At 51.2% G+C, this 2,500-nt stretch carries 1 tRNA gene and 2 rRNA genes (2 of these 3 cut by a window edge); all 3 read left to right on the top strand.

Annotated features, from left to right (window positions below):
* A tRNA-Ala gene (locus CXL14_RS02865) sits at position 1 on the top strand; it begins 75 nt to the left of the window's first position.
* 166 nt (positions 2-167) lie between these two features.
* Positions 168-1,717, top strand: a 16S ribosomal RNA gene (locus CXL14_RS02860).
* A gap of 233 nt (positions 1,718-1,950) precedes the next feature.
* Positions 1,951-2,500: ribosomal RNA gene (locus CXL14_RS02855) — 23S ribosomal RNA — on the top strand; it runs 2,380 nt beyond the window's last position.
* Together the 16S and 23S rRNA genes with 1 tRNA gene alongside form the textbook arrangement of a ribosomal RNA operon.

Raw genomic sequence — 2,500 nt, 5'->3', positions numbered from 1 at the left:
ATTTATAAAAAACATGTTGACTTTAAGAGAAACTTATTATATACTTAAAAAGTTGCTTGAGAAAGTGAACAAAAATGATCTTTGAAAACTAAACAAGACAAAACGTACCTGTTAATTCAAAGTTTTAAATAAATCGCACAGCGATGTGCGTAGTCAGTCAAACTACTTTATCGGAGAGTTTGATCCTGGCTCAGGACGAACGCTGGCGGCGTGCCTAATACATGCAAGTCGAGCGGACAGATGGGAGCTTGCTCCCTGATGTTAGCGGCGGACGGGTGAGTAACACGTGGGTAACCTGCCTGTAAGACTGGGATAACTCCGGGAAACCGGGGCTAATACCGGATGGTTGTTTGAACCGCATGGTTCAGACATAAAAGGTGGCTTCGGCTACCACTTACAGATGGACCCGCGGCGCATTAGCTAGTTGGTGAGGTAACGGCTCACCAAGGCAACGATGCGTAGCCGACCTGAGAGGGTGATCGGCCACACTGGGACTGAGACACGGCCCAGACTCCTACGGGAGGCAGCAGTAGGGAATCTTCCGCAATGGACGAAAGTCTGACGGAGCAACGCCGCGTGAGTGATGAAGGTTTTCGGATCGTAAAGCTCTGTTGTTAGGGAAGAACAAGTGCCGTTCAAATAGGGCGGCACCTTGACGGTACCTAACCAGAAAGCCACGGCTAACTACGTGCCAGCAGCCGCGGTAATACGTAGGTGGCAAGCGTTGTCCGGAATTATTGGGCGTAAAGGGCTCGCAGGCGGTTTCTTAAGTCTGATGTGAAAGCCCCCGGCTCAACCGGGGAGGGTCATTGGAAACTGGGGAACTTGAGTGCAGAAGAGGAGAGTGGAATTCCACGTGTAGCGGTGAAATGCGTAGAGATGTGGAGGAACACCAGTGGCGAAGGCGACTCTCTGGTCTGTAACTGACGCTGAGGAGCGAAAGCGTGGGGAGCGAACAGGATTAGATACCCTGGTAGTCCACGCCGTAAACGATGAGTGCTAAGTGTTAGGGGGTTTCCGCCCCTTAGTGCTGCAGCTAACGCATTAAGCACTCCGCCTGGGGAGTACGGTCGCAAGACTGAAACTCAAAGGAATTGACGGGGGCCCGCACAAGCGGTGGAGCATGTGGTTTAATTCGAAGCAACGCGAAGAACCTTACCAGGTCTTGACATCCTCTGACAATCCTAGAGATAGGACGTCCCCTTCGGGGGCAGAGTGACAGGTGGTGCATGGTTGTCGTCAGCTCGTGTCGTGAGATGTTGGGTTAAGTCCCGCAACGAGCGCAACCCTTGATCTTAGTTGCCAGCATTCAGTTGGGCACTCTAAGGTGACTGCCGGTGACAAACCGGAGGAAGGTGGGGATGACGTCAAATCATCATGCCCCTTATGACCTGGGCTACACACGTGCTACAATGGGCAGAACAAAGGGCAGCGAAACCGCGAGGTTAAGCCAATCCCACAAATCTGTTCTCAGTTCGGATCGCAGTCTGCAACTCGACTGCGTGAAGCTGGAATCGCTAGTAATCGCGGATCAGCATGCCGCGGTGAATACGTTCCCGGGCCTTGTACACACCGCCCGTCACACCACGAGAGTTTGTAACACCCGAAGTCGGTGAGGTAACCTTTTAGGAGCCAGCCGCCGAAGGTGGGACAGATGATTGGGGTGAAGTCGTAACAAGGTAGCCGTATCGGAAGGTGCGGCTGGATCACCTCCTTTCTAAGGATTTTAACGGAATATAAGACCTTGGGTCTTATAAACAGAACGTTCCCTGTCTTGTTTAGTTTTGAAGGATCATTCCTTCAAAACATAGGAACACCTGCTAAATGCGCCACTTCCTGTGGCAACGCATGTGTTAGCATGTCCTATGCGTTGTTCTTTGAAAACTAGATAACAGAAGTAATTCACATTCAATTAGTAATGCAAGATATCACGTAGTGATTCTTTTTAACGGTTAAGTTAGAAAGGGCGCACGGTGGATGCCTTGGCACTAGGAGCCGATGAAGGACGGGACGAACACCGATATGCTTCGGGGAGCTGTAAGCAAGCTTTGATCCGGAGATTTCCGAATGGGGAAACCCACCACTCGTAATGGAGTGGTATCCATATCTGAATACATAGGATATGAGAAGGCAGACCCGGGGAACTGAAACATCTAAGTACCCGGAGGAAGAGAAAGCAAATGCGATTCCCTGAGTAGCGGCGAGCGAAACGGGACCAGCCCAAACCAAGAGGCTTGCCTCTTGGGGTTGTAGGACACTCTGTACGGAGTTACAAAGGAACGAGGTAGATGAAGAGGTCTGGAAAGGCCCGCCATAGGAGGTAACAGCCCTGTAGTCAAAACTTCGTTCTCTCCTGAGTGGATCCTGAGTACGGCGGAACACGTGAAATTCCGTCGGAATCCGGGAGGACCATCTCCCAAGGCTAAATACTCCCTAGTGACCGATAGTGAACCAGTACCGTGAGGGAAAGGTGAAAAGCACCCCGGAAGGGGAGTGAAAG

Source organism: Bacillus sp. SJ-10, from assembly GCF_002843505.1.
Lineage (GTDB): Bacteria > Bacillota > Bacilli > Bacillales > Bacillaceae > Bacillus > Bacillus velezensis.
Note: the sequence above shows the minus strand (reverse complement) of the source record. Positions and strands in the feature narration are given on the sequence as shown.